Source organism: Pseudoalteromonas sp. S4492 (assembly GCF_005886115.1).
Lineage (GTDB): Bacteria > Pseudomonadota > Gammaproteobacteria > Enterobacterales > Alteromonadaceae > Pseudoalteromonas > Pseudoalteromonas gelatinilytica.
On sequence record NZ_PNCP01000199.1, the window covers coordinates 1 to 349 of the forward strand.

The following is a 349-nucleotide window of genomic DNA, read 5'->3' on the forward strand; positions in this document are numbered from 1 at the left end:
TGAGTCTAACAAAAGATGAATTGATAGATATGCTTCCCTCGGAGATAAAAGAACTGGAAAACTATAAGAATTTGGAAAAAGAGGAACAGGATCAGACAATCATTATCAGGAGTCTTTATAGATCACAGAGCAGAAAAGACAGAAAGCGTCTGAGAATTCCCGACGAAGTCTCAACTAATGGTGGAAATACGGCTCATTCACGAAAAAGGCCATTAACTGACAACTCAACCCCTGAGTCAGCAGCCCGGAAGGTGTTAGAAATAGAGTCATCCACTATTAGCGAAAACAGCGCCATAACTGCTAGTAAAAATTCTCATCAGTCGACGAATTTGAGTATAGGCCCAAGTTC

Annotated in this window: 1 protein-coding gene; it reads left to right on the top strand. The window is 40.7% G+C overall.

Annotated elements, in window-relative coordinates:
* Positions 1-349, top strand: a 349-nt coding sequence (locus CWC28_RS22350; RefSeq protein WP_212746821.1) for a hypothetical protein, incomplete at both ends; no start/stop codon positions are given.